Below are 913 nucleotides of genomic sequence, written 5' to 3'. Positions count from 1 at the left end.
AAAGATGAAAGTAAGACCATCTGTTAAACCAATCTGCGACAAGTGTCGAGTAATTCGACGCAAAGGACGTGTGATGGTAATTTGTGAAAACCCAAAACACAAACAGAGACAAGGAAACTAAAGTAGGAGGAAACTAAATGGCTCGTATAGCAGGAGTAGATATTCCAAACGATAAACGAGTTGTCATTTCATTGACATACATCTATGGTATTGGATTGACAACATCAAAGAAAGTATTGGAAGAAGCAGGCATCAGTGAAGATGTTCGAGTAAAAGATTTAACTGAAGAACAATTAAATGCAATTCGTAAAACAATCGATGCGATCAAAGTCGAAGGAGACTTAAGAAGAGAAGTACAATTAAACATCAAGAGATTGATGGAAATTGGATGCTACAGAGGAATGCGTCACAGAAAAGGATTGCCAGTACGTGGACAAAGAACAAAGACAAACGCAAGAACACGTAAAGGAAAAGCCAAGACAGTGGCTAACAAGAAGAAGTAGTAGGGAAGGAGAGTAAAGAATGGCAAAAGTACAAAAGACACGTAAAAGACGTGTTAAAAAGAATATTGCGCGAGGATGTGCACACATTCACTCGACTTTCAATAATACAATCGTAACAATCACAGACGAAAGTGGAAATGCAGTGGCATGGAGCAGTGCTGGAGCATTAGGATTCAAGGGAAGTCGTAAATCAACACCATATGCAGCCCAGTTAGCAGGAGAAGCAGCTGGAAAAGCAGCAATGGATCACGGAATGAAGACAGTATCCGTAGATGTAAAAGGACCTGGACCTGGACGTGAAGCAGCTGTCAGAGCATTACAGGTAGCTGGTTTAGAAATTACAATGATCAATGATGTAACACCAATTCCACACAACGGATGTCGTCCACCAAAACGACCTCGTGGATAGT

General features: G+C 40.6%; 3 protein-coding genes. All 3 read left to right on the top strand.

Translation table 11 applies throughout. From position 1 onward, the window contains the following. The first annotated feature begins 4 nt into the window (after positions 1–4). From rpmJ to rpsK, 3 genes are read left to right on the top strand one after another with little or no spacing between them, the layout of a single operon-like run. Positions 5–121: a 50S ribosomal protein L36 gene (gene rpmJ, locus LJE08_RS13635; protein ID WP_003866328.1), complete on the top strand. Its 117-nt coding sequence runs from the start codon at positions 5–7 to the stop codon at positions 119–121. Positions 122–137: 16 nt separating this feature from the next. Beyond that, positions 138–503 (top strand): 30S ribosomal protein S13, encoded by a 366-nt coding sequence (gene rpsM, locus LJE08_RS13630; RefSeq protein ID WP_117573903.1) that lies wholly within the window; start codon positions 138–140, stop codon positions 501–503. Between the two features lie 19 nt (positions 504–522). Next, positions 523–912 carry a 30S ribosomal protein S11 gene (gene rpsK, locus LJE08_RS13625; protein ID WP_118116871.1) on the top strand — a complete coding sequence of 130 codons (390 nt, stop codon included), beginning with the start codon at positions 523–525 and terminating at the stop codon, positions 910–912. Position 913 lies beyond the last annotated feature (1 nt).

It is taken from the genome of Holdemanella sp. DFI.5.55 (assembly GCF_020593575.1).
GTDB classification, from domain to species: Bacteria; Bacillota_I; Bacilli_A; order Erysipelotrichales; family Erysipelotrichaceae; genus Holdemanella; species Holdemanella hominis.
This window is presented reverse-complemented; position numbering and strand designations above follow the sequence as displayed.